At 44.1% G+C, this 26,306-nt stretch carries 21 protein-coding genes and 1 tRNA gene; 12 read left to right on the top strand and 10 right to left on the bottom strand.

Annotated features, from left to right (window positions below; genetic code table 11):
• The first annotated feature begins 4 nt into the window (after positions 1-4).
• Together QMG91_RS25655 and QMG91_RS25650 are read left to right on the top strand one after the other, a co-directional pair.
• Complete coding sequence (locus QMG91_RS25655) at positions 5-451, top strand: MarR family winged helix-turn-helix transcriptional regulator (protein WP_022561774.1); 447 nt, start codon at positions 5-7, stop codon at positions 449-451.
• Positions 452-494: 43 nt separating this feature from the next.
• The gene (locus QMG91_RS25650) at positions 495-1,109 is read left to right on the top strand and encodes a fumarylacetoacetate hydrolase family protein (protein ID WP_200767782.1); all 615 of its coding nucleotides are present in this window, start codon (positions 495-497) and stop codon (positions 1,107-1,109) included.
• Positions 1,110-1,119: 10 nt separating this feature from the next.
• On the opposite strand, the gene QMG91_RS25645 is transcribed toward QMG91_RS25650, so the two are convergent.
• Positions 1,120-1,497, bottom strand: coding sequence for a VOC family protein (locus QMG91_RS25645; RefSeq protein ID WP_004405796.1), 378 nt, complete (start codon positions 1,495-1,497; stop codon positions 1,120-1,122).
• 286 nt (positions 1,498-1,783) lie between these two features.
• On the opposite strand from QMG91_RS25645, the gene QMG91_RS25640 reads away from it, so the two are divergent.
• Positions 1,784-2,743: a hypothetical protein gene (locus tag QMG91_RS25640; protein ID WP_281830842.1), complete on the top strand. Its 960-nt coding sequence runs from the start codon at positions 1,784-1,786 to the stop codon at positions 2,741-2,743.
• Position 2,744: 1 nt separating this feature from the next.
• Positions 2,745-3,056 (top strand): hypothetical protein, encoded by a 312-nt coding sequence (locus QMG91_RS25635; RefSeq protein WP_022561771.1) that lies wholly within the window; start codon positions 2,745-2,747, stop codon positions 3,054-3,056.
• A gap of 45 nt (positions 3,057-3,101) precedes the next feature.
• On the opposite strand, the gene QMG91_RS25630 is transcribed toward QMG91_RS25635, so the two are convergent.
• The 3 genes from QMG91_RS25630 to QMG91_RS25620 form a co-directional block, all read right to left on the bottom strand.
• The gene (locus QMG91_RS25630) at positions 3,102-6,239 is read right to left on the bottom strand and encodes an Ig-like domain-containing protein (RefSeq protein WP_281830839.1); all 3,138 of its coding nucleotides are present in this window, start codon (positions 6,237-6,239) and stop codon (positions 3,102-3,104) included.
• Between the two features lie 145 nt (positions 6,240-6,384).
• Positions 6,385-8,112 (bottom strand): choice-of-anchor I family protein, encoded by a 1,728-nt coding sequence (locus tag QMG91_RS25625; RefSeq protein ID WP_281830837.1) that lies wholly within the window; start codon positions 8,110-8,112, stop codon positions 6,385-6,387.
• A 285-nt stretch (positions 8,113-8,397) separates the two neighbouring features.
• Positions 8,398-9,171: a DUF4344 domain-containing metallopeptidase gene (locus QMG91_RS25620; RefSeq protein ID WP_281830835.1), complete on the bottom strand. Its 774-nt coding sequence runs from the start codon at positions 9,169-9,171 to the stop codon at positions 8,398-8,400.
• A 99-nt stretch (positions 9,172-9,270) separates the two neighbouring features.
• Here QMG91_RS25620 and QMG91_RS25615 point away from each other — a divergent pair, with 99 nt between their 5' ends.
• Complete coding sequence (locus tag QMG91_RS25615; RefSeq protein ID WP_004405786.1) at positions 9,271-9,489, top strand: alternative ribosome-rescue factor A; 219 nt, start codon at positions 9,271-9,273, stop codon at positions 9,487-9,489.
• 44 nt (positions 9,490-9,533) lie between these two features.
• Here the strand turns inward: QMG91_RS25615 and QMG91_RS25610 are convergent, their stop codons facing one another.
• A complete protein-coding gene (locus QMG91_RS25610; RefSeq protein ID WP_004405785.1) occupies positions 9,534-9,893 on the bottom strand; it encodes a diacylglycerol kinase in 360 nt (119 codons plus the stop codon).
• A gap of 214 nt (positions 9,894-10,107) precedes the next feature.
• Between QMG91_RS25610 and QMG91_RS25605 the strand changes: the two genes are divergently transcribed.
• Together QMG91_RS25605 and QMG91_RS25600 are read left to right on the top strand one after the other, a co-directional pair.
• Positions 10,108-11,064 (top strand): DHH family phosphoesterase, encoded by a 957-nt coding sequence (locus tag QMG91_RS25605; protein WP_281830833.1) that lies wholly within the window; start codon positions 10,108-10,110, stop codon positions 11,062-11,064.
• Between the two features lie 77 nt (positions 11,065-11,141).
• On the top strand, positions 11,142-11,870 hold the full coding sequence (locus QMG91_RS25600) for a DUF1223 domain-containing protein (protein ID WP_409351271.1): 729 nt from the start codon (positions 11,142-11,144) through the stop codon (positions 11,868-11,870).
• A gap of 2 nt (positions 11,871-11,872) precedes the next feature.
• On the opposite strand, the gene QMG91_RS25595 is transcribed toward QMG91_RS25600, so the two are convergent.
• A complete protein-coding gene (locus QMG91_RS25595) occupies positions 11,873-12,826 on the bottom strand; it encodes a nucleoside recognition domain-containing protein (RefSeq protein ID WP_281830831.1) in 954 nt (317 codons plus the stop codon).
• Positions 12,827-13,447: 621 nt separating this feature from the next.
• Here QMG91_RS25595 and QMG91_RS25590 point away from each other — a divergent pair.
• From QMG91_RS25590 to QMG91_RS25580, 3 genes are all read left to right on the top strand, one after another.
• A complete protein-coding gene (locus QMG91_RS25590) occupies positions 13,448-13,912 on the top strand; it encodes an Lrp/AsnC family transcriptional regulator (RefSeq protein ID WP_004405777.1) in 465 nt (154 codons plus the stop codon).
• 116 nt (positions 13,913-14,028) lie between these two features.
• Positions 14,029-14,103 (top strand) — tRNA-Gly (locus QMG91_RS25585).
• 475 nt (positions 14,104-14,578) lie between these two features.
• Positions 14,579-15,634 carry a hypothetical protein gene (locus QMG91_RS25580; protein ID WP_281830829.1) on the top strand — a complete coding sequence of 352 codons (1,056 nt, stop codon included), beginning with the start codon at positions 14,579-14,581 and terminating at the stop codon, positions 15,632-15,634.
• A gap of 92 nt (positions 15,635-15,726) precedes the next feature.
• On the opposite strand, the gene QMG91_RS25575 is transcribed toward QMG91_RS25580, so the two are convergent.
• A complete protein-coding gene (locus QMG91_RS25575; RefSeq protein WP_281830828.1) occupies positions 15,727-17,592 on the bottom strand; it encodes an ABC transporter ATP-binding protein in 1,866 nt (621 codons plus the stop codon).
• Positions 17,593-18,232: 640 nt separating this feature from the next.
• Between QMG91_RS25575 and QMG91_RS25570 the strand changes: the two genes are divergently transcribed.
• Positions 18,233-19,228 (top strand): arginine deiminase-related protein, encoded by a 996-nt coding sequence (locus QMG91_RS25570; RefSeq protein ID WP_281830826.1) that lies wholly within the window; start codon positions 18,233-18,235, stop codon positions 19,226-19,228.
• A 12-nt stretch (positions 19,229-19,240) separates the two neighbouring features.
• Here QMG91_RS25570 and QMG91_RS25565 read toward each other — a convergent pair whose 3' ends face one another.
• Together QMG91_RS25565 and glgX are read right to left on the bottom strand one after the other, a co-directional pair.
• Positions 19,241-21,016: a diguanylate cyclase domain-containing protein gene (locus QMG91_RS25565; protein WP_281830825.1), complete on the bottom strand. Its 1,776-nt coding sequence runs from the start codon at positions 21,014-21,016 to the stop codon at positions 19,241-19,243.
• A 204-nt stretch (positions 21,017-21,220) separates the two neighbouring features.
• The gene (gene glgX / locus QMG91_RS25560; RefSeq protein WP_281830824.1) at positions 21,221-23,170 is read right to left on the bottom strand and encodes a glycogen debranching protein GlgX; all 1,950 of its coding nucleotides are present in this window, start codon (positions 23,168-23,170) and stop codon (positions 21,221-21,223) included.
• Between the two features lie 460 nt (positions 23,171-23,630).
• Here glgX and QMG91_RS25555 point away from each other — a divergent pair, with 460 nt between their 5' ends.
• On the top strand, positions 23,631-24,725 hold the full coding sequence (locus QMG91_RS25555; protein ID WP_281830822.1) for a tetratricopeptide repeat protein: 1,095 nt from the start codon (positions 23,631-23,633) through the stop codon (positions 24,723-24,725).
• Between the two features lie 50 nt (positions 24,726-24,775).
• Here QMG91_RS25555 and sstT read toward each other — a convergent pair whose 3' ends face one another.
• Positions 24,776-25,984: a serine/threonine transporter SstT gene (gene sstT, locus QMG91_RS25550; RefSeq protein WP_281830820.1), complete on the bottom strand. Its 1,209-nt coding sequence runs from the start codon at positions 25,982-25,984 to the stop codon at positions 24,776-24,778.
• Positions 25,985-26,306: the final 322 nt, after the last annotated feature.

The raw sequence follows: 26,306 nt of genomic DNA, 5'->3' as shown, positions 1-26,306 counted from the left end.
AGTAATGACAAGAGATAAAACCTCTGAAACCAAAGAATTAAAGCTGGAAAATCAGTTCTGTTTTCCTCTTTACAGTGCAACCAATGCCGTCGTCAGGGCGTATCGTCCTTTACTTGATAAGTTGGACCTGACTTATCCTCAGTACTTGGTCATGATGGTGCTTTGGTCACAAAATGGCATTAACGTCAAAGAGCTAGGGAATAAACTGTATCTGGATTCAGGTACACTGACCCCGTTGCTAAAGCGGCTGGAAGGCAAAGGGCTGGTGGAGAGAAAGCGCGCGCAGCATGATGAACGAGTGCGCGAGCTTCATCTGACACAATCTGGGCAGAAATTAAAAGCACAAGCGGAATCAGTTCCTAAGGAAATGATGTGCTCGCTCGATATGGATCTGGATGATTTGATCACTATGAAGCGATTGTGCGAAAAACTGCTCAATAAAATCGGCTAGCCGTATCGGAACCTTTTGGGTATAGAATTTTCAGGGAGTGAAAATGAACACAGTATTGGTTGAGAATAAGAAGATAAGCCCTTCTAAAGTGTTGTGTGTGGGAAGAAACTACTCGGAGCACATTGCTGAGCTTAATAACAGCATTCCTGACCAAATGGTGGTATTTAACAAGCCAAACAGTTCTATTAGCACGACGCTAACCTCTTATCATCAAGAACCTCTGCACTACGAAGGTGAAATCTGTTTTGTTATCCATAACAGCCAAATTACTCATGTTGGCTTTGGTCTGGATTTAACCAAGCGCGCATTGCAGTCGGAGTTAAAATCTAAGCAACTTCCATGGGAAAGAGCCAAAGCCTTTAATGGAAGTGCTGTTTTCAGTCGATTCATTCCCATTTCCTATGCCGATATCCCAAACCTAACTCTAGAGCTGTTTATTAATTGCGTTCGAGTGCAATCTGGCGGCGTTAAAGACATGATGTTCAAACCGTTAGAAATTGTCGATGAACTGCTTGGATATACTCAACTGGAGGATGGCGATGTGATTATGACAGGCACTCCCAAGGGGGTTGGGACCGTTGAGAAGGGCGATGTGTTTCTCGCCCGAATCAAATGCAATGACAAAACTCTGATTGAAACAGAGTGGGAAGCAAAATAACTTAGCTCGCTTAAATCGGGAGTGGGGTCGAAACGTCAACTAAAACCCCAGCAGGGTCTTCTAGTAGTAAGCGTTTCTGCCCATAAAATGTGGGCTCCGGCGTTTGCAGTACAACGTAGTTGTGCTGTTCAGCAGTCTTGAACACGCCTTCTACGTCTTCAACCACCAAAGTAACAAATAAGCCACTGGCAGCTCCCTGATATCTGGGAGGAACTAGTTCATGCCCTGCGACGATCAAACCCAGCTCAACCTTGCTTTTTGGGTGAATCAATTGAATAAACCATTCACTTTCAAATCCGATTTCAAAGCCAAATAGCTCTTGATAAAACGTTTTAGACGCAAGCAAATTATGGGTGCAAAGCGTGGTCATCAGTCGATCGACAGACATTTCTAGATTCCTTCCATATTGTCCGCTCGCGGTGTGGCGAGCTTTAAGAGCAAGACAATGTTTTAGCATAATTTTATGACCGAAGTAAGAATCTCATTAATCAGATGTTAATCAATATAATAGCCAATCATGTGCAGTGATATTTGTATAACTCTTTGAAATTTTTAAAACAATTCATCAGGTTTGTAGAAATTGCGTATCACAAAATTTGTGCAGCTCCTCTCAAATTAGCCCTCTCAAACATGCGACCATGTGAATAACACATGATGTGAAAGAAAATAAATGGATGTTAAATAAACACTTTTTAGCTGTACTTTCGTTGGCTGTTGTCGGTGGTTGTTCTCACGTTCCCGATACAGAAGTCGCGGATTTCAGCCAATCCGCATCAAACATGCTTGAACACGTATCAGGTGTTGTTAATGAGTATAACGACGCGAAACTACATCGGGATTTAACCCTGCTTGCGGCAAAATACAGTGGCTCTTCCAATGCAAACCTCAAATCTTCAGAGTTCGAACCTTTAGCGGAATTCCAGTTACCCGATTCATCTCCAATTCTTGGTATTTCTAATGCTCTGAGAGAATACGCGAACGCCTTACATCGACTAGCTATAGCCAGCAATGAAGCAGACGTAAGCCTCGCAGCATTCAACTTTTATCAAGCAGCTGAATCTTCGAGCTGGAATGGGCTGAAACCGTCAGAGCAGGAAGCTGGTCTGATTCAAAGTGCGATGGCAACATTGGCGAGTGGATACAGCGAAGAGAAAAAGCAGAGGGTGCTGAAGAGCATCATCGTTTCGTCAGATCCAGCTATTTCTGAACTGAGTGACTCCCTAATGGAGCTCATCAAGAAAAATCAGATAGGCACAGCCATTTACCTCTCACGTTCGTACGTTTTGAGCGAAGAAATACAAGACTTCAACCGTCGTGCAGACATTCGACAATTACCCCTCAACAAAAGCCGTGAAGAAATAGAGCGTTTGTATGAACAATGGGAAACCATGGCGGCAACCCCTTTATTGGTCGAGCAAACACTACAGGCGATTGATACCTTTAAGTCGACACACAATGAGTTGGCGTTGAGCCTGCTAAACGAAACCTTCTCCAAAGCCACATTGATTCAAACGCAGGCAAGAATGAAAGAGGTATCCGCGCGATTTAACACCACTAAGAATCTACTGGCTAGCTGTAAAACAGGCGTAGAAGTTCAAGACAGCAAACTAGTCTGCAAAGGCGAGGCAAAATAAGATGACGGATAAAGTAATCGATGAAATACATGCGAGCCTACAAGCCTTAAACCGAGCCGCAGAGTTGGCTACAGGACAAGAGCAAATAGAAATACGAGAGCAGCAACAAGCCTTGTTTCAGCGTCTGGATCGCTGGATGTTTGAACGCACAGGCAAGGTTTCTGGCGATGTAGATTCTGCTATTGCCTTATTGAAAGATCAGCAGCAAGTTGCGGCACAAGCCGAAGAGGGTCTTAGCGATCACGTAAAACTGCTGGTCATTTCCAAGAAGGTTGTAGAAGCGATCGACAAAATTCTGGATGTGGTTTCCTGACAAACGCCTCAATCTGCTTTCAGTGTTTGTCAGGGTTGAAAATAACTACATGATCACCACGTGATCAAGCACAGCGACAACGTTAGGGTGACCTCGAACAATGATTCGAGACTCAAAAACTCCGGATGGATAGATAATTTTATACGTACTCAAGTTATCGGTGCCTTCAGGAGCGTATCGGTTTTTTCCTGGTCCACCTTTTCCATTTCCAACTCCAGCCAAATCAGAGTAGTCTCCATTGTAGTTTTGCCCGGTTGGGAGCCCATTTTTATGGAGGACACGAATGTCTGTCCATTCACTCCACACTTTATACTGAACGGCAATCTCTCCTTCTTTGGCACGGTTGTAAGACCCTAGAGAAACACTGAGTTGTTTGATTTCGCGTCCACTGGTACTTTCAAACGCAATATTGGCGTTATCTCCTCGCAGCAGCAGTGTAGAACGCCCATTTGATTCTTTCTGGTTGCTGACTGATACGCGGACATTACCAAAGTTCTTTGAGATGTTTTTGCCCCATGCACCAGCATCTGGAGAGTCAGACCCCGTAAGTTCATCGTTAGTGAAGGTCAAAGAAAGCATATTGCCAATTTGAAGACGATTTCTCACAGACCATACGTGACCATTAACCCAAGTGCCGTTTACTTTGCTATCTATACGCCAGTAAAGTGCATCTCGGGCGTCATTGACGTTAATCGCGACTGATCGCTTGCTTCCCATTAGGCTGGAAAATTCGGGGCGGTTAAGAGATGGATCAAAACCATAGGTGAGCTTGAATTCACTCGCGTTCTCATTTTCCCATTTAAGATTAATGGGTTGGTCAAAGAATACTGCCTGACCATTAAAAGGAGAATGAGTGTAGGCTGGGTGGAGACCTCTTGCAATTTGCTTGACCTGGTCTGGAGTCAAAGCATAAGTAAATATCTGGACGTCATCAACATCCATTTTCTCTGAAAGAAATTTTGTTGATGTTTCCCAAATACTTGGGTTCTTTTTGCCTGCGTCGGAATTGGTTGTTCTCATAAACCAAGGTCCATAAGATTCGGTATGTAAGTCTCGCCCTGAGCTATACCAGTAATGTGTACCACCCGGGTAGATACCTCCAAAGTTTTTAGGCAAAGGAACATCTACCATAAATCTTGCTGGATCGCTGTCCAATGCCATTGGTATGGCGTTTCCATCAACATATGTTGTGACGGTATTTGATTCTCGGTTTACCACCCAAGTGATCACGTGAGGTTTGTTATCATTGATGACAACAGCGTCGGGTGACGCATATGCGTGGACCTCATGCGGGCGTTGACTGAAATTCTGCTGAGTGAAAAACTGTCGCCCAACCAATGTCCATCCCAATCCTTTGGCTGGTTCACCTTTCGATACCACCCTATGTTGATTGCCATTGAAATAGGAGAGCGAATAGCCATCATCCAGTTTTCCCTGTCCAACCAATGACAGCTCCTGAATCGTTTTGTGCAGCTGTCCATCACCACCACGGGAAATGAAATCACCATCCTGAGTCAGCGTTAGGGAGACAGAGAAGCTTGATTTCCCCGGAGCGAGCTCATGAGGCATATAATCTCGATGAGTCATGGTGTCATTTTTCTCGTAGACCGTGTCGTAACTGCCTTCCATTAGTACTTGCTGGGTAAAACCGAGGTTAGGGTACTTAGGATTGCGGTGGAGCAGGGAAGTATACTGCTCCTTACCAGCCAGGTTATGAACCTGATCAACACGATATTTTTCTCTCGCGTAAGTTTCTAAGTCATGTCTCTGGTTAAATCGACTCTTCTTGAAAAAGGCGACTCTGGAGTCGGATATAACTTTGACATGAACCTCTGACTCATCTTTCATTCCTGAATCATCAATGATTGTGTAATGAAAGTGGTCGTCTCCCACAAAACCTTTTGGTGCTTGGTAAACCACCTCTCCATTCGGACTCCAACTAACGCTGCCAAAGGCATGAGAGCGGGAATCTACGTGATGGAGTTTGATGCTCCCACCTTTGAGGGGGCCATTGGCATCAAAGTCGTTTTCTAATACGTTAATGGATGACTTCCCATCTCGATGAACATCCAGATGATCAATATTGGCGTTCGGGCTTATTCTTGACTGCAGCGGACCAACAATCGTTCCTCTGGTTGCAGCAGGAGAGGACTTCATTACCGAAATTGCATTAGTAGGAATGAGTTCCACAGCACCCATTACACTATTGGTTTCAGGACCAATGTTGTGACCCAGGTTAAACGCATGACCGATTTCATGAAGGGTGCACCATGCTGACAGGCTGAATTCACAGAAGCTGGTAAGCCCGGCGTTCGCGCCAGAATTTCTTGGACCAGTAAAGTAGTGAAACAGCGAAAACTTCCCTTTCAATGCTTTTCGTAGTGCGCTTTGTTGCTCTCCCTGCGGCACAGAGCCGGATTTTTGCGTGATTAAGCCACCAGGGTAACTAAAACGGATAAGGGCATCTCGCGTAAAAAGATAATCCAGCAGGTTTGCTACGTAGTCCATTCCGCCAATTGCTGATTCCAGATTACTTCCAAAAATCTTGGTGTAGCTGTCTTCCGTTGCGTGGAAGGTAATATCAGCTCGCTGGAGGTAGAACTCATTTTTTCCCGGAATAGGGTTGGTTAATGAAGGCTCGGGCAATTTATGGCTGCTGGAGGTCAGCTGAAGATCAGACGGAGAGCGATTCATATCGTCCAATTGGCTTTTCGTGTTTTTTTGTTGAGTTTCTACATCCAGGTTTTTTATTTCCCAGCTTTTAATCCCCCCATAAAAGACTCGCCCGTAGAATTTATTCTGACCATCAATATATCCCACAATCATAGATTCGGGCTGCCCGATCACTTTACCTCTGTAGCTGCGCACTTCTGGAACGTAATCAAGCAGCTTGATTTGGTTGGAGTCATCTGAATTGAGCACGTAGAACTGTGCGTTTTTCTGTCTTACTGAGAATTTCTCTAGCTCAATCATATAAGGTCGACCAGCGAACTGAATAGTTTTACTAAACGTCTTAGGTAACTGCTCGAACTGATTTATTCCAGTATCTGGAATGTCGGGTTGGGTGGGTTTTGAGTTATTTCCACTGGGTGAGGTTCCGTTTGTAGGGCTAGAAGAATCACCACCACACCCAACCGATAAAGTCGCAATTAAAATGGATAGAACTAAAGGCTTTTTAATCATATTTTCAGCAAAAGCAAGGGATTAGAGCAGGCTGAAAATTATATTTGATTGAATACAGGGCTAGTGTGTAAAGCGTTAAACAAAACGCCATGCTTGATTAAGCTAGGGAAAGATGTCAGCTCCCATAAAGGGAGCTGACAACGTTTTACTTGAGGGAATACACGGATAACGTGCCACTGACTTCGTTCGCTACCAATAGAAGTGGGCGGTTAGTCGGGCTATCTTTTGCGCTTACAAACTTAAACCCTTCCGGAGCTAAATCACCGGCTTCGACATATTGACCAGTGGTCGCGACTGGGTCGGCTTCGTCATCTATCTCAAACTTTACATCAAAATCTCGGTTAACCACATAATCTACAAAGGTCGAGTTGGCTGGGGAAGTAATGTCATAAATGACAAAACCACCCATTCGCTCAAGCCCGACAAATGCGTATGTTCTGCCATCGATTTTGCCAAGAGCCAATCCTTCTGGCTCCACACCTTTATCATCGGAACGGTTGTCCATTTTGTTTTTGGTTTCGTTGGTATTCAGCATAGTCGGATAGTGCTGCGCGACGACTTTTTCAATCTCTCCTGCGCTGTCAAAGACCTGCTTTCCATTCGCATCCCAAATGGAGAATGAGCGTCCTCCGTAGGCGACCACTTTTTCATAAATGCCATCGCCATTTTCGTCGCCCATTGCGGTCGTGACTTTTAAACGACCAAGCTCCGCTTTTGCTAAATGGTTGGCTTGAGGGTGGTTGGGAGCCAGCTTTAGCTTTCCTGCACGGGTTTCTTCGCTGTAGCCAAGGCAACCATCTTCTGCATCAAACTCTTTTCCTCCTGCCTGAAGGCACGTGACTTCGTTCTCAGCATAAAACCAGTAATCTCTGGCGTCTCCTTCATTCGCGGTCACGATGTAATCATTACCTCCAACCTGATAGGCTGCGATCGTATCGGGTTGATACAGGCCATAAACGCCTTCCCACGGACGAACGTTTACCTTGCCGTCTTTGTCGCTGACATCCAGAGCATTCTTAGCCTCGCCATAATCTTTCAAACCTAAACCAGATACCTGAACGATCTTTTCTGCGGCTATGTCGATTTTGGCTACTGCGTTATTTTCTTGCAGGCTGACCCAGGCGTAACGGCTATCTGGGCTGACAGCGATGTATTCTGGCTCAATATCCTGAGCCAATGTTGTTCCTTCTGGGCTGGCATATTTAAACCCTTGGGAAATCAGTTTTGCCTTCTGGTTTTCGAATGTTTTGAATGTCATGTGAGAAGCATTCTGTGCTGGCAGACCGTTCTTCACATTTATCTTAGAAATAGATCCTTCAGGGTCAATTTTGTAGTCTTTGCTTGGCTCACCTTCATTTGCAACCAATGCAGATCGACCATCTGGGGTAAACGTCACCATATCAGGTAATGCACCCACTTCCACAGCATGTAAATACTGCGAGACGTTGTCTTTTAATCGATAGAAAATCACCACGCCCGGCGCTTGTTTGTTTTTGTTGGCAACGGCGACAGCCATAAGATCATCGTGTATTGAAATCGAGTTCGCTCCTCCCAGAGGAACGACTTTCCCGTTTTCGAGTGTCACAGTTTGCGGAAGCAGCAGCGATTTAGCGACGAGGGTATTTGCCGTGGTTGGGTTACTCAATGGCGTTGACGACAATGCAGACAGAGCAAGAATGTCGATTCGGTTTTTGGCGCCATTAACCACATAAGCCATGCCTGAGCGCTTGTCGAAATCGACAATTTCTGTTGCACCTTCACCATAAATGCCAGACTGATAACGTCCGACTAAATCCACTTGAAGAGAATTTGCCTGAGAAACAACAGACACAAAAAAAGCGCTACAAGCGCCCAAAAGAGATAGGGTCTTCATCCTGATATTCCAATATATCCATATACTTTAAGCACTGAGAACCGCAAATACGCAAGCTTCAATACCTTTCAAACTGACTGAAAAGTCAGTGGTAATTTCACAGGTGGATGACTTAGGACCAAGAACCCTAAATATATACCCAAGTGACCGCATCTTGAGGTTACTTGGGTATATCATCATTCACCGCACTAAAGTCTGTGCGGCTTTGATGACACAAAAATGTCAGTTTGATGCGGGTTTTATGATGCTTTTATTACCCGCATTAGAAATATATTTGTGACGTCGTCACTTATTTCGTAATTCACCTAAATACGTATGCCAGTTCGTACTGATGGTGTTGTAGTTGTATTCGCAGTAGCCTTCTCTTTCTTCTCGGTAATCTTTCCCTATTTCATCCAGTAATCCGGCGAATTTTTCTGGATCGCTGCCATATACCAAGCAAAGCGTCTGAAAGTATCGTTGTAAGTTAAAGCTATGTTCGCCTGCGTATTCAACCAATTGGTAATGATCGGGTTGCCCCTCTGTTTCAAAGTCAAACATGTCGGCAGCACTGATAGCCGCGTCTGCGCCGTTTTCAACGTATTCAATCATCACAATCGTCGCGAGGTTGTCTACTGCATCTTCCTCTTTACCTAAGACTGGGATCTGTTTGTCTGCGATGTAAGCGTGTCCAAGCTCGTGCAACAAAGTGTGGAGTACAGTGTCTATCGCGCCTTGTTCAGCCGTCTTACCGTACTTTTTCTCATAACTGTTTTTGGCAAAGTAATTTTGGGCTTCACTGACAAAGAAGTAAGGCATTTGGACGATGTTGGATTCAGGGTCAAAAAGAGGACCGTCGTCTGAGCCGTATTCGATGGTCAGTGGCTTATCAAAGGGAAATAAGTTTTCTCCGAAGCCGACAACTAATTCGTTAACACCACTTGAGACGAGTAGCGACTTTACGGCTTTTTCGTCTTCACTGTTGGGTTCTAAGTAGACGAGTTCAATATTGTTTTTTGCCAATACAGATGCTGAAAGAAAAGCGGTCGCGAGTAGGCTGCCATTAAGTATCCGTTTCATAGGGCTCTCTTATTTTGGGAGTTTTGAGTATAAAAGTAGCATTGACTTTTAAACTGTTGAAAGACAATATTGCGTCGAATTAGACAAAGGAGCCCTTTTATGGCAAAGAAAGGTAAAAAGGTGCAGCCAATATCAGACCAATCTGAAGTGTTGCAGCATGAACATGGTAGGGGAGTGATTCAAGATAACGCCCTGAAAGCGGTAGTAACCAGCGAACTATTTCGAACTAGAGTTGTTAAAGCGAAGAAAGGAAAAGGCAGCTTCAACCGTAAAAACAAACATAAAGGCAAAGAGCCCTATTCAAAGCAAGCTGCATAATACGCTTCTTTTGAATAGGGCTCTTTTTTTGTGGGGTATATGACTTACAGGAACAAGATGCCTGTCCAGACCAGTCCTGCAAGGAGTAAAGCAACAAAAACGGCTGCAGAACCAATGTCTTTTGCGCGTCCACTAAGTTCATTCCATTCCGAACCAAATCGATCCACCACCGCTTCTACCGCAGAGTTAAGCAGTTCAACAATAATGACAAGCAGTACCACACTGATCATGGCAACTTGCTCAAGCGGTGTAACAGGTAAGAAAAATGTCATGGTGCTAAGGAAGATTAGAAGTACCACTTCTTGACGAAAAGCAGCTTCATTTTTCCACGCCGCTTGTAGCCCTTTCATAGAATATCGAGTCGCATGAACCACGCGAGTCAGTCCGGTTGCACCTGGTTTCATTTTTTTCCTACAGTTTCCAAAAAACAAAGAACGCATTGTACCCGATTTGTGAGGTTGGGTGCTATGTTGGATTAAATTGAGGTTTATAAAGAGTTATCGGAATATTTTATTCTTTTTTCATAGGGTTAATTTCATTGACAGCTATGAGTGGTTTCTTACTCTATGTAGCACACGCTTTGGCAATGGATTCTGAAAAATAACAGGTGAGTAACGGATGAACTACGATGTCTTTAATGGGGATGCAGACGGCATTATTGCGCTATTACAACTTCGATTAAAAGAGCCCCGCGACGCGCAGCTGGTAACAGGTGTGAAGCGTGATATAAAGTTGCTTGGTAAAATTGAAGCTCAAAATGGCGATCAGGTCACGGTGCTCGATATCTCCATGGAAAAGAACATAGACGCCTTGCACAAAGCGCTTGAAGCGCAATCTCAAGTTTTCTATGCCGATCATCATCGTCCGGGTGACATCCCTGCGTCTGAATTTCTGCATGCACATATCGATACGGATCCTAATACCTGCACTGCGCTGATAATAGATAAGCTCCTCGAAGGTAAATTCAGGTTATGGGCAATCACTGCAGCTTATGGCGATAATATGATTGCAACCGCGGATGCTTTGGCAGATGAGCAGGGACTCAATGACGAGCAGAAAGCATTGCTCAAAGAATTTGGAACGCTGTTAAATTACAACGGTTATGGCGCTAAAGTGGATGATCTTCACTATCATCCAGCCGATCTTTTCAAAGCGCTACTGCCATTCAGTTCTCCGTTTGATGCCATCAATAGTGCCGAATCCCCATATCACGTTTTAAAAGCAGCTTATGAAGAAGACTTTGCGAACGCATTAGCAGCAAAGCCTGTTCATCAGTCAGATAAGCTGGCGGTTATTCAACTTCCAAATGAGCCTTGGTCTGGCAGAATCAGTGGTGTACTTGGCAACCATCTAGCGAATCAAACCCCTGACTCTGCTCATGCTATCGTGACCCAAAATGCGGATAGCACTTTTACGATCTCACTTAGAGCCCCTTTGAGTAACAAACAAGGTGCAGGGCAAATCTGTAGTGAATTTCCATCCGGTGGAGGTCGAGAAGCGGCGGCTGGTATCAATGCATTGCCAGCGAATTCTTTGAGTGCGTTTATCCAAAGGGTTGAAAGTTTTTACGCATAGGTGCAGCTTCAAAACCAATGAAATAATCTGCGGTTCTTTCTGGTCTGTTTAATGGTTACTGCAAATGGACAATGACCATGAACAAGACCGTTTTTACATCAATACTCTCTGCTAGCTTGATGACTGCGACGGGCGCAACACTATTTGCGTCAAACGCTGTCGCTCAAACCTGGACTCATGAAGGGCAGCCAGCTCAACTTGTCGAGCTGTTCACATCCGAAGGGTGTTCTAGCTGCCCTCCGGCCGACCGCTTTCTTAGCAAATTCCAATCATCTGCCAAACTTTGGAAGGACATTATTCCTGTGGCTTTTCACGTCGACTACTGGGACTACTTAGGCTGGAAAGATGAGTTTGCTCACCCTGCATACAGCCAACGCCAACGACTGTATCGCGCGTATGGCTCTCTGAGTTCGGTATATACACCGGGTTTCGTTGTCGATGGAAATGAGTGGCGCGGTTTTTTCTCCAGAAGCCAGTTACCGGCCAGAGAAGTTAATGATAGAGGTGCCCTTACTTTGAATAAAGAAGGCGATAGTTTCCGTCTGAACTATGACCAAAATGGAAGGTATACGGCTCATCTTGTGCTTTTGGCGATGGATGAACGTACAAAAATTGCAGCAGGAGAGAACAGAGGCAGAGAGCTGGAGCATGACTTTGTTGTACTGAACAAATACCAGCTTACCTCTGAGAAAAAGTGGAACTTTAATGATGTCATGGTCGCAAACAACGCTGATGCCGTTGCGGTTTGGCTGACTAAGGGGAACCAGAGTCAGCCAGTTCAAACCGTTGCGGGTTACTTCCAATAATCTTATGGATGAGTAACAGGGGAAGGGTAGGTGTCATCCGGCTTTGATAATAATCTTGCCCAAATCGCTATCAAAACGATGGAAAAAATCAGCCTTCCCCACAATACGGCGTAGATGTCTGCGCCGAGAAGCAGAATAAGCAAGGTATCCTCAATGATGCTGTGGCAAAGCCCAAGAAAACAGACCACGATAAGAGTGTCGCGTTTGGATACCTTGCCCTGTTTTACTTCATCAATAAGCAGACCAGCACCAAAGCTCAGCCCCAATGTGATGCCAATTATCGTAATGTTGGTGGCTTCTTTTCCTATGGTTAGTCCCTTCATTAATGGAGCGAGAATGAGGTGCAGCAACCGTTCTATGCCAAGCACGCGAAGTAACTTCAAAAGCATCATTAAAACAGAAATGATAAAGAAGATAGAGATCAACATCTTAAGCTGATCCATAGCCCAATCGCTCCAGCCTTCACCGAGAGGTTCGGGCTGCCATAACAGATTGACATTGGATTGCTGCCAGCCCCCAGCCTGATAAACGGAATGCGCCAGCCAGCCGATAACAAGCCCTCCTCCAACGCGAAACACTATCGTCATCCACCAGGGTACGCCAGCGGCTTTCGCAACCGCACCTTCCATAGGGAGTGAGTGTGCGAACAGAATGAGTAGCCCTAAAACCGTAATTTGAGCACCAGTAAAATCTGCCTGACCAGCGACTTCGTAAAATACAGCCATTGCTGTGTAAATATTGGTGAGAATGGCGACAGCCCAGACTAACCCCCATTCTTGTGGTAAGCCTAAAGCTTCCATAAATGGCGAGAGCAAGATTGCCAGCCATTCTGTACCTCCGAGGCTATCAAGAAGTTTAACCACGATAAGGGTAGGGACCATGATCTTCAGCAGAGTCCAGTAAACCCTTAGAATATCCTTTCCCAGTTTAATACCGCCATTCCACAACGCTTTCATTAAATCTTCCTTACTGATTGACCTGTCAACATTTTAAGGGAGTAGTCGAAAAATAATTTTAATTAATTAGGTCTATATTTTTCATAAATTTCTTTTTTAATCTGTTTTTAATAATATTGTTTCTCTGGAGTGTGAGCATAGCATTCATAGCCGTTAGCATAATCTACACCAACTCAAGGGAGGGATGTCGTAAACTGTCGCTTGAATCCCATATATAGATAAGGGTCTTTAAAATGGTACACAGCCGCCAAACTAAAGTGTTATATACCCAAGTGACCTCAAGGTGCAGGATTCAGAGCCTCATATTCTGTTTCAGTTCAAGGAAAAGAACGCAGCGGAATGACCCGTCCTTTCCAAGTTCTTTGACGAAGAGATGAGACAGAATATGGGCTCCCAAGGGCGAGTTTAACTGGCTTTCATACTGCGTTACCGATTCTTGATTTAGAGCCACTAGATCTTCAAATCGGTGTCTTGTCTGAAAAGCCAGTTAATTCTCGCTGAACCTAGCATCTTGAGGTTACTTGGGTATACACCTGAATTGTTCAGAACAACGCTTGCACGATGCTTCATTGTTGATCACAAGAGATAGAACATGGATTAAAGCTTAGAAGGGAATATAAGATGTTTTTAGATAGGCTGGACAAAGCCATTTTACGCCAGTTACAAGAAGATAGCTCGATCACTAATGTAGAGCTATCAAACAAAGTTGGTCTTTCTGCTCCTGCATGTTTTAAAAGAGTTAAGCGATTAAAAGAAGAAGGCGTCATTAGAAAAGAAGTGGCGTTGGTCAATCATGCCAAACTTGGACCTATGATCCATATGGTTGTCGAAGTGTTTATGGAGAGGGATCGCCCTGAAATGAATCGTACGTTCATCGATAAGGTGCGTAAGAGCATTGCAGTGAAAGAATGTTATAAAGTGACGGGAGAGGTGGATTTTGTGTTGCTCATTGACTCGCCAGACATGGAAAGCTACGAAGCACTATGCGAAGAACTGCTTTATTCCGACCCAAATGTAAAAAACTTCACGACGCTCATCTCAATGAACATGGTCAAGTACGACACCAAAATTCAAATTTTCGATTAAAGCCTGTCCACCTTGATTCAAAAATCAGCAAACGGTTGAGTTTGTGAGAAAAAAGTGATGCGAAGGGGTTCCAATTCTCAATACCTATGGCAATATAGAACTCGTTCAACGATGATGCGTGCATCGTATAATGGCTATTACCTCAGCCTTCCAAGCTGATGATGCGGGTTCGATTCCCGCTGCACGCTCCAGATTTTATAGCAAAGCCCACACTTCGGTGTGGGCTTTGCTTTTTGTGTCAGAAAACCATATCTCCCCCTTTTTCGCTCAGCGCGATTTTCAGCTCCCTTACTTATTTAGAAAGCTCTTATTTTTCTTAAAGGCTCATGTTTATCCAACTCGAGGTGAATTATTGAGTGTTTTATCCGTTATGTTCACTGATAAAAACACAACTGTATAGATTTATTTACTGTAAAAATGGTTTTTGTTAATGAATAAATTCGACAATACAGTTAACTTTTAGTCATATAGTCTAATTAAATGATATTAGGTGAATATAAAAATTCAGGTAATATGATCTTGGTTCAAATTTAATAATAAACTCAAATCATATGGAATGATGTTCTGTATGTGTTATTATCTCCGCGAGATAAGGAAGCACTACTGTATATGGAATGGATGTTGCCAACGAAATGGTGGCATTTGTGGAACAAGTGGAGCAACGTCATGAATAGAGACATATCTGAAAAGGCTTTAAATTATTTGTTGGCAGACAATCTAGAGGGGTACAAATCTCACCATCCCTTTGTGAAAGCGTCTTGGCTTGATGACGTTCTGCTTTCTATCCAAATGAATGCTGACCGTTGTACAGAGTTTTTAGGGCAACAGGGAAGTGTGAGAGACGATCGAGAGTATGAATTGATCATGCAACAGTCTATCAAAGCTCGAAATGCGTTTGCCTGTGGCCTTTGGATGTCGAAAGAACCTCTCTATTATCAAATGCGTTTTTTTGAGAATGCCTCTAAAGATGAAGTCTCTTATCTCGTCACGGAAGTTTATCCTCACGTAGAACATACGGATTTTGTACTTTCTGAGTGTGGGGTGTGTTGGAATGATTACTCCAAAGAAATAAAACAGTGGTTAAACTCAGTGTTTTCATGCCCTGCCGCGGTTCAAGATGCAATTGAGCGGATGATGTCTGTTGATGGCTTAGTCAGTGATTCAGACCTCGCTCACTTTCTCAATCTCCAATATTCAAACGGCGTAGACTTGTTCGAACAATTTGATTTTCTCATCAAGATATTACCAACAGATGAGCAAGGCGCATGGGTGGAGTCTGAGCTCTTAGAAGTAATGTTTACGAACCAGCGAGATTGTTTTGCTGACCATCACGGCTTTTATGAACGGTTGCCAATGACATTGGTTAAGAAAGCCTATCAGAGCGATCCGAACTTACCGTTTTGGTACAACAACATTCCATTACTTGCAAAACTGATTGAAGAAAATGATGCAGTTGCGAATGCTGCGTTAAATCATGAAGATTTTAATGGATGCCCAGACAACGAAACAGAGAAATGTTGGCAATACACCATCTTATACATGCTGATAGAAAACAAGTGTCTACGTGCACTGGTAAGACTGAAATCTCTGTATCAGGGGCGTTATAATTTCTGGGGAAAGGCGGGGAAGTGCTTCTTTGAAGAAGACAATAACAAGGTCCTTCCGCAGCTTCAAAAGTACGGTTTAGTGTCTCGGGAAGAAAGGGAGCGATTTCAGTGCTAAGTAACCTGATCTCGGGATAACCATTCCAATACCCTCAGACATAAAAAACGACGGCGCGATGCCGTCGTTTTAAGTTCAAAGAGATGACAGAATTATGCCTTCGATGTTTCTTGAGCTTCTTCTAACTCACAATCTTCAGCAATGAAACCACCCGTCTGGTGAGCCCACAATTGAGCGTAGATACCACCAGAGTTAACCAGCTCCTGGTGAGTGCCTTGTTCCACGACATTCCCTTTGTCCAGAACAATGAGTCGGTCCATGGCTGCAATGGTCGACAAACGGTGAGCGATTGCGATAACCGTTTTTCCTTCCATTAGCTCATTCAGGCTATGTTGAATGGCAGCTTCCACTTCAGAGTCCAGAGCAGACGTCGCTTCGTCCATAATCAATAAAGGCGCATCCTTTAGCAGAACACGAGAGATAGCGATACGCTGGCGCTGACCACCCGATAACTTCACACCTCGCTCACCGACTTGTGCGTCGTAACCTAAATTACCAAACGGGTCGGTCAGCGTTTCAATAAACTCATGTGCTTGTGCCTGACGAGTTGCGTTGATCATGTCATCTTCAGTAGCGTCTGGGTTTCCGTACAGGATGTTATCTCGGATTGAGCGGTGTAACAGAGACGTATCTTGCGTCACCATTCCGATCTTACTGCGTAAGGAGTCCTGGGTAACTTCAGCGATGTTCTGACCGTCGATCTTAATTTTCCCGCCCTCAACATCGTGGAAACGGAGCAACAGGTTTACCAAGGTGGATTTTCCTGCACCTGAACGCCCGACCAGACCGACTTTCTCACCCGGTTTAATATCAAGATTCAGGTTGTTGATTACACCCTTATCTTCGCCGTAATGGAAACTCACGTCTTCGAACTGAATGCCGCCTTTTTCGACAGACAGATCTTTTGCATCTTTCTTATCTTCGATGGCAATGGGTTTGGAAAGTGTGTTTGCACCATCCATCACCGTACCCATATTTTCAAACAGAGCCGTGATTTCCCACATGATCCACATAGACATGCCGTTGATGCGCAAAGCAAGTGCAATGGCGATGGCAATCGCACCTACGCTAATGGCGTTGTCCATCCAAAGGAAGATAGACATACTTGCAACAGCAAAAACCATCAGATAATTAGACACTTCAACGCACACGTCAAAGCCGGTCACTAAACGCATCTGGCGGTGTACCGTATCCAGAAAGCCCTTCATTCCTTCTTCAGCGTAAGCCGTTTCTCGTCTGCTGTGCGAGAACAGTTTAACCGTCGCGATGTTTGTGTAGCTGTCTACGATTCGTCCAGTCATGGTAGAACGTGCGTCAGCCTGCTCTGCCGCCACTTTTTTCAGACGAGGGACAAAGTAAATCTGAATGCTGACGTATGAAATAAGCCAAACCAGCATTGGCAGCATAAGTCGCCAGTCTGCCTGGGCAAGAATGACAACGATGGACGTGAAATACACAGTGACGTACACAAATACGTCAAAGGTTTTCATAACGGTTTCACGCACTGCCAGAGAGGTCTGCATGACCTTGGTGGCGACTCGCCCAGCAAAGTCGTCCTGATAAAATGACAGGCTCTGTTTTAGCAGGTAGCGGTGTGCCATCCACCGAATAGACATAGGGTAGTTACCCAACATAGTCTGGTGTGTCAGTAATGAGTACACCAACACCAGAATAGGCATGGCAACGATCAGCAGAAAACCAAACCACATCAGAGTATCTTTGTTTTCCTGCCAGAACGTTTCTGGATCGCTTTGACCGAGTAAGTCAACTAACTCGCCCATAAAGCCAAACAGAGAAACTTCGATAATGGCAACAATGGTCGCGAAAATCGCCATGATAACGAGTGGGATTTCATACCCTCTCGTGTAGTACCTACAAAAAGCGAATATACCTTTTGGGGGCTGTTCGGGCTCATCCTTTGGAAAAGCTGTGGTAAAGCTTTCGAACAGTTTGAACATAGATCCTTCCTAATAGAAAACCACTCGCCGCATAAGACGCAGGGAGTCGCGCAACTGAAAAAATATTTTTAGTTTGTTTAAGTGAAATTAATAAAGAGGAGAGGAGCTCTTCATGTATTTCTGGCTACTGGAATAAGCAACGACAAGATAAGAGATTGAAGTAGCTCAGAAATATTCTTGATTTCTCGTACACACCACAAGAAATCATGAGGGGCACACTTTACACCAATACTTTCACAATGTAATCAACTAAATGCACCGTATAGAGTGTTTTTTGAGCTTCTTTCTTCTATCTGCTACCTGACGTCTCACATCTGGCGATACTCTATTTCAATGCAATTTATCAGCATAAACATACATTAGTTAAAAACTTATTAACTTGATGCAGCCACCAGAATAATCAGAGAAATGTATTGGTAATAGTATGGTATTCAGAACATTCAAGAAAGTTATGACTATTCATTTATGATATGAGGCTGCACTAAGTAGCCTCTGATTTGCAGCTAAATTTTTGGTTAATTAATGAATTTGCAGTGTTTTGGTCAAGTTTGTCGACTAAACTTAAAAGAATTCAGTGAAAAAGCACTTAACATAGTGTTTACAATTCAAATGTGTTCCATCCAAAGTTGTCAGGGAAAACATGTTTAATTCACCAAATCATAATGTCGATGCCCTCCTGTGTAGCGAGCAGGGTGTTCAAAATGCAAACTGTGTTGTTATGGTTCCGCCAAAGGAATTTGCATTCAACGCCGAAACTGCTCAGGACAATGAGTTCCAGCATTCTGTCAATGAATCTACTGAGGTTATCAGAGAAAAGGCAATGGCAGAGTTTCGCAATATGGTGAAGACGTTAAGACAAAATGGTATTCAGGTTGTTGAGTTTGATTACCCTACAGGTCAGGCTGAAACGCCAGATGCTGTGTTTCCCAACAACTGGTTTAGTACAACTGGCAATGGTGAATTCTTCACTTTTCCAATGGCATGTGAAAACCGCCGACAGGAAGTTCGCTCCAGTGCGTTAATCGAAGCCTTAGAGCAGTCTGGCAGGCAGGTCCATTCAACGAACGAAAGCCTACTTAAGTACACAGATAAACATGCTTACTTAGAAAGCACTGGTGTTATGGTGAAAGACCATATAAACCGAACCTTGTATGCCGCTTTATCCCAACGCTGTGATCGAGAAGTTTTGGAAGACTATGCAGAACAGATAGGTTACGACAGGGTAATCAGCTTTCAGACCGCTTTGCCAGAAACAGGGCACCCTATCTATCACACCAACGTCATGATGGCGATTGGCGAGTCGTTTAGCGTCATTTGTGATGAAGTTATCCCTGAATACGAGCGCCGTTTCGTGATGAAGTCGCTGGCGAAAGATCGTCAGGTGATCAGCATCAGCATTGAGCAGATGAACCAGTTCTGCGGAAACATTCTTGAGCTACAGTCGGTGAATGGCGATAAGCTGATTGCTATGTCTTTGTCTGCGTACAATGCATTCAGCGACACACAACGTACCCAGCTATCTCAGCACGGTAAACTGCTTCCTTTCGATGTTTCTACTATTGAGACCATAGGTGGCGGAAGCGTTCGCTGTATGCTTGGCGAAGTCTTTCTGCCACCACGAGTTGCAACACTCTAGAGTCAACAGACCCTAAGCAGCCTTCATAATAACCTGGTTTTTTCCTGCGTCTTTAGCGCGGTACAGTGCGAGATCAGCCCTCTCAATTGACGAGTGTTGATCTTGCGCTGCTTTGGTCAAGCCAATACTTACCGTTACTTTCAGTTCAATGTCGTTGAAACGGTAATCCGTGTTCTCTATTTCATCTCTTAAATGCTCTAGCCTTTCGAACGCTTCCTGACTCGTTAATGCATCAAACAGAATGCAGAATTCCTCCCCTCCGTAGCGGGCAACACTGATGCCTCTGGGAGCGGAAAACAGGGATCGCATCGTATTGGCAACTTCAATAATGACGTGATCGCCACACTGATGACCATAGGTGTCATTGATGGATTTGAAATTATCAATATCGACAAAGGCCAGATAGCGGTTTGGAGAATCCACAGTCGTACTCAGGTGTCGATACAACTGAGGTTTGTTGTCCAGATTGGTCATGCCATCTTTGTTTTTGAGCTTGTGATTCAGCATAAGATTAGAAAGCGACACTTGGGTAAAATCTCGCACCAGAAGAATCAACGTTCGGTAGGTTGGCAAACTGCAACACAGATAGATAACTCCTGTGAGTTCCCCTTGGTTGATCAATGGAATGGTGTAGTGCCTAGAATCGATTTTCAGGCTTTGCGCCAGTTCATCACCATATTTTGCGGTTTTATAGCTCAAATTAGTCTGGTTACCTAAGCGACTGGCAAGTGACTCACTTTGCAGCATGACTTTAAGATTGCCATGGTAGTCAATGGAAGAAAATGCATGAGTATCGGAGTCATACAGGCATAACTGGACACCATTGTGACTGAAAAACCGCTTGAAGATGTTCTTCATCTGGGTTTTAAACTCCAGCAGGTCTGATGCCCGATTCAGCTTGGCAAGATCCTGATTAAGCTGGAAAGTGATGTAGTTAACCGCAACCGTCAGAAATAACAGGGAAGAAAAAACAATCGCGGTCAGGCTGATTTGATAGGAGCTGGCCAGAATGTCTGCTCGACCCGTTCCGGATACAAACACCCAGTCAAGATCGTTATCTGCATCGAACACCGATATTTTATTGTCTCCCTTGTAGTAATACTCAATCTTTCCGTACCGCACGCCACTGTCTACCCGATCTTCAATGCCTGCACCATAGCTGATGGAGCGAGTACCTACACGCTTAGGGTCGGGGTGAAAAACCAGTCGTTTCTCAGAAGCATCTACAACAAACACATACCCATCTTCCAGAGTTTTTAAGTCTTTGAAATGTTGAGTTGTATAGAGAAGATCAAACTCAATCCAGACGTTAAACAGTAACTTAGGATTGGAATGTTTGACGGCAAACACCCAGTGACCAGGTTCTTTTTCGTAAATCGAAGACACGTAGAATTCGTCACCATAATCGTGAAGCTTTCTCCATGTGAGTGTTTTTTCTGAGCTGTTTGTTAAAGAAGTTCCGTGATAGGAACGATACTGATCTTTCGATTCAGAATGCAGGACGATATCGGAGTAAATAGGCGTTTCCAGCAATATTTGCCGAACGATGTTTTGGTATTCGCGAAAACCCTTTTCCAGCCAAGTTTGTTCAAGAATATAGAACTTGCTGACCGTTGATTCCAAATGAGCCTGAATCAACGAGCTTGCCGTACGAATGTTGGCCTGTGACTGTCGATAAGCCAGTGCCTCTGTTTTTTGCAGTTCTAAATAAGCCAAATAGAACATGCCCGCTATCAAAAATACGATAAACGGACGTATGAATCTGATTAGAAATTTTGGTAAAGCCATAGACGTTTTTTTATTAAAATTTGGGCATAGATCCCATTTTTATTTTCGTCATATTAGACCTAAATTCATGGTGCTTCAATGCAAATTAGTGCACTGCAAACAGAATTTAACAAATCTGTACAAGAAATGAGTTGAGCTAATTTATAAATGTTAATGTGATGTATGTCTAAATTTTAAATTGGGAGTAAAATGCTCCCAAAATTGTTAATTGTGCAAAATCATAAGCGACATAGGGGTAACTAATTGTTCGCCAGAGACCTCTTCGTCGGCTTTATGGTTTAACGACGTATCGCAGATAATTTGCCAGTGTTGATTCTGGGAGTCTGGCAACTTATATCTGGCAGGTACACTGGACTGATTGATCAGGTACAAGAGTTCGTTACCGGTTTCGCCAATGCCAAGGTGGAGGGCAATCGCACTCACCACATTCCAGTCATCGTGTGACATTACCTCTCCATCGGTACGTAGCCAGGAGACTCGATTATCGTTTCGCGTATCACCGCTGAATGCCCGGACGAAAGGCATCATGTATTTTCTTCTTCCCTCAATGACGGTTGCCAGCCAGTCTTTGAAGTGTTTTTGGTTTTCCGTGAGGTTCCAGTTTAACCAGCTCAGTTCATTGTCCTGACAGTACGCGTTGTTGTTACCGTCTTGTGAATGGGAGAGTACGTCTGCCGTTAAAATATGCGGGATCCCAAAACTGAACAGCAAACTCGCCATAAAATTGCGTTTTTGCTTTTCGCGCATCGCTTTGATGAGCATATTGTTCGTTTCGCCCTCAACTCCGTAATTGGCGCTTCGGTTATCTCCATGTCCATCACGGTTACTTTCACCGTTTTTCAGATTGTTTTTGTGTTTATAAGACACCAAATCCTGAAGGGTAAAACCGTCGTGATAGGTGACGTAGTTGATGGTGAGCTTTTCAGGCCAGCGACTGGCTGAGTAAATGTCTCTGGAGCCCATTAAACGTGTAGCAAACTCTTTGAGGTAGCCTTGATCTCCTCGCCAGAAACTCCGGCTAATGTCTCGGAATTTGTCGTTACATTCATTCCAGCCGTCAGGAAAACCACCGACCTGATATCCGTGAGGACCGATATCCCAGGGCTCCGCAATGAGTTTGGTCTCTCGAAGAACAGGATCTTGCCCAACTGCCTGAAAGAAGGAAGCTTTGTGATTAAAGTGATCGCGGTTTCTGCCTAAAGTGGCGGCGAGATCAAATCGAAACCCGTCGATATGATATTCCTCTACCCAATATCTCAAAGTATCCATAACCAAATTCAGGGTTGGCTGGTGGGTGAGGTCGAGAGTATTTCCGCAGCCAGTGTAATTAGAGAACTGTCCTTCATGAGACAGATAATGAAGAGTATCCAGAGTCTTCAGGTTGAATGCGGGTCCATCAATACCCCCTTCAGCAGTATGGTTGTAAACCACATCGAGAATAACTTCGATGCCGTGACGGTGCAGTTCGCGAATGGCTGTTTTAAGCTCAATGACGGCATTTTTTTCCGCATAACGCGGGTCTGGAGCCATAAAGACAAAAGGGTTATACCCCCAGTAATTTTGCATTCCCTGCTCTAACAGGTGAGGTTCATGCATACATGCGGCAATGGGAAGAAGCTGCAAAGTGTTGATGCCCTGCTTCTTATAGAATTCCAGCATGGGTTTGCTAGCCAGAGCAAGATAGGTCCCTTGTTGTGATTCTGCTATCTCGGGGTGGAGCTGAGTCAGCCCCTTTACGTGAGTTTCAAATAAGACCAAATCTTCACGAGGTCGGTTAGGCGATGTAACACCCTGCCAGTCAAAGTCGGTTTGAATAACCACACTTTTGGCAAGCTCCCAACTTTTCTCGGACGTATAGGGAGGAACGTAGTGCAAAGGGGCACTCAATGATTTGGCGTAGGGGTCAGAAATCAGCAATTCATCATCATTGTGGTTTGTGATGTAACCGTATTTTTGACCTGGCTGTATATTTTCAATGTATACCGCTTTTATACCCCGTCGAAAACTGTTCATTGGGTAGCAGACAAATTCATCGTCAGAATCAAACAATGCGAGCTGAATGTCTTCTGCATCAGGTGCGTGAACAGAAAAGTTGCAGCCCATCGAGTCTAGGGTTGCACCAAGCGGAAAAGGACGTGCTTTATTGGTTTCCATATCTCGTTTTGTTCTTTGTTTTTGGCGGCTCGCGTTAATGCTTTCCGCTATACCTACAATTCGTACGCCGAGAACATTCCTCAGCGCTACCTATTGATATGCATAGGTTTGAGTAATAATTTAAGTATGATTTTTAATGACCGTTCGTCAACCTTACTAAGCATTATTTTTTAGAGAAGAAGTATTTCGGTTTGATGTTGCCAGGAGATTTAAATTTTTGAGTTTTATCTCGGTTAGTAGGGGTTCGACATCACAATTTGTATGGGGGATTTGGGTTAATTGATCAAAATGTGTGGTTTGTTTAGCGGACAGAGCCAAAAATCTGAAGGTGATAAATGGCTGATTTTAATGAGCTAGATACGAAAAAGAACTCGAGAGACAATTTTTCAAACAATTCACCCTAAAAATGACACAATAAAACCGTTACACTATAGCCTGTTTTCACCAGCAGCAGCCCCATATGAATGTAATGACCATCGCCATCGGTGCATCCGTAATCTGTCTCGTTTTAGTCGGGATAGGTATGATCACCATCAGCAACAAAAAGCGTGCGGAAGAGAAAGAAAAAATCGCTCGCGAAGCCGCATATAAAAAGGCGATGGAAGCATCAAAAGCCAAAGAACATCAAGAACGGGTTTATAAAGCTGAGACCGGGCACATTCCAACTCAGTTGTTTTTGGCCAAAGAAGCCGAACTGGGTAATCCAAGAGAAGCTTTACACTGGTATGAGCGTGCAGCAAATGCAGACAACGAAATCGCGATGTACAGCGTGGTTCGCTTGTGTAACCGCTTTAGTGATAATCACATGATGAACCTCAAAGGAAAGTATTGGAACAAGGTGATTGAAGCACGTGGTGGTGATAAGCAAGCCCAGTTTGAAGTAGGGTTATGTTTGCTGAAAGGGCATGGTATTGATCAGGATATGCAGAAAGGCATCGACTTGATTGAAGAAGTTGCAGAAGAAGGCAATATCGATGCCCAGCTATACATGAGCGACTGGCACGTTGCGGAATCCAACCCAAATCCCGATGCGACTCTGGCGGCTGAATGGAGCTATCGTGCGGCTCAACAAGGCTCCACTGAGGGTATGATTCGTCTGGGTCGTCATTACGCGGAAGGGCAAGGCGTCGAGCAAAACCAAACCCGAGCAACATACTGGCTTGAGCGTGCAGCTGAAACGGGAAGTGGCAGAGCACAGTACTTTGCCGGAGAGTTGTGGGCAGACACAGACTCTCGTGGTAATGCTCTGGCATACATCTGGTTCTTCTTATCGGCACATTCTGGCTTTGCAAAAGCGAAAAAGCGTCGAGACGAAATTGGCAATGCAATTGGTATCGATGCAATTGTTGGTTTACAGGGGCTAACCAAGCCTATTCAAGCTCGGATGGATGAAGGGAAAATCAAAAAACACTCCATTATTAAAGCTCTGAATAAAATGTATAAGCGTGAAGAATACTTTCCTGAAATTCATGGCGACGAGTTTGTTGTTCGAACGCTCGAGAATACAGAAGAAACCAAGCCAGCCTCTCCTGATTACACTCAGGCAATGACCTAAAAGAATGGATAGAAAAATGCCTCGCAAATTTGCGAGGCATTTTTTTAGCTTTATTTTTCTAAAGACTGACAGACCGCAGCGGTGAAGACGACATCTGTAGAACTGTTTAACGCGGTTTCTGCTGAATCCTGAATCACACCAATGATGAATCCGACCGCGACCACCTGCATCGCCACTTCGTTTGGAATCCCGAACAGGCCACACGCCAAAGGAATAAGCAGTAGAGAACCTCCCGCAACCCCTGACGCCCCACAAGCTGAAACAGCCGCGACGATCGACAGTAACAGTGCCGTCATAATGTCGATTTGAATACCTAAAGTATGAACAGCGGCGAGAGTCAGTACCGTAATAGTGATTGCTGCTCCACCCATGTTAATGGTCGCGCCCAGAGGAATAGAAACTGAGTAAGTATCTTCGTTTAGTTTAAGTTTCGAACACAGGTTCATGTTGACTGGGATATTAGCTGCACTTGAGCGGGTAAAAAATGCCGTCACACCACTTTCTCGCAGGCAGGTAAATACAAGCGGGTAAGGGTTTTGCTTGGTTTTGTAGAAAACAATCAGTGGGTTAATGACCAATGCCATGATCGCCATAGAGCCAAGCAAGACCAGCAACAAGTGCGCGTAGCCAAACAGTGCGTCAAAGCCTGTGTTTGCAAATGTGGATGCCACCAGACCAAAAATACCGAATGGTGCCAGGCGAATAATGAAGCGAACAATCTGAGATACACCATGGCTTAAGTCTTCAAATACCGCTTTTGTCGTATCTGACGCATGGTGAAGCGCCAAACCTAAAGCAACAGCCCAGGCGAGAATACCAATGTAGTTAGCGTTCATTAAAGCGTTGACCGGGTTATCAACCAGCTTAAACAGCAGGGTATGCAACACTTCGGCAATACCTTGTGGAGGCGTCGCGCCCTCTGCTCCCGCTACCAGCGTAAGAGAAGTTGGAAACGCAAAGCTCATGATCACCGCAGTCAGAGCTGCGAAGAATGTACCCAGTAGGTACAACGCAATCACGGGTTTCATATTGGTGTGTTGGTTTTTCTTTTGGTTAGCAATAGAAGCAGCAACAAGAATGAAGACTAAAATGGGAGCGACTGCTTTTAAAGCGCCAACAAAAAGTTCACCCAACATGCTGGCTTGCTTTGCTGTCTCTGGTGAAGTTAATGCCAAAGCAACACCAAAGGTGATGCCAAGAAGTATCTGTATTACGAGGTTGCCGTTTGCAAGGCGAAAGAACAAGGAGGAACTGTTCATGAGATTTCCTGTAAATCTATCGTGTTTTTATAATCATTGATGATGATATAGATAACAGTATTATTGTCTACAATATAAAAGTTATTAATGTAATAAAAATTAGATAATAATGTTAATTGTAGTTTTATATGTTGTATGTTTTGAATTATATGGTTTCTTTGATTTCTAGCCTTCAGCGTCTTACTAAACCAAAGTTAAGTTTTTTGAGAACAGATTCACCTCGCATCAGGTTGATTCGCTGAAAGAAAACTCTGAGCTGTTTAAAAAAGTACCAATAAGCAACTGGTTTTTCATCTAGTCGCGAAATCCAGACTATGCTTAA

This window comes from Vibrio nigripulchritudo, assembly GCF_027924785.1.
GTDB lineage: Bacteria > Pseudomonadota > Gammaproteobacteria > Enterobacterales > Vibrionaceae > Vibrio > Vibrio nigripulchritudo.
This window is presented reverse-complemented; position numbering and strand designations above follow the sequence as displayed.